General features: G+C 76.4%; 1 protein-coding gene. It reads right to left on the reverse strand.

Annotation, left to right across the window (positions count from 1 at the left end):
* The coding region (locus CCL05_RS46575; protein ID WP_425275960.1) for a hypothetical protein at nucleotides 1–237 on the reverse strand (237 nt) is incomplete at both ends.

Raw genomic sequence — 237 nt, forward strand, 5'->3', positions numbered from 1 at the left:
TCGCCTGGCGCAGGGCCCCGTCCAGCTCGCCCTTGCCGAGCGGGCCGGGCACGAGGTCGATGAGCCCGGCCGTCACCGGCCGCCACTCGCCGAGGAGTTCGGCGTAGGAGTCGGCCGCGCGCTGGATGAGGAAGTCGGTCAGCGGACCGGGGGCGGCGTGCCGGCGGGTGGAGTCCAGCGGGAACGAGGCGATGAGCAGGGCGGGGACGCCGAGCGGCTCGTCACTGGGGGTGGGGG

This window comes from Streptomyces africanus (assembly GCF_002150735.1).
In the GTDB taxonomy this organism is placed as follows: Bacteria; Actinomycetota; Actinomycetes; order Streptomycetales; family Streptomycetaceae; genus Streptomyces; species Streptomyces africanus.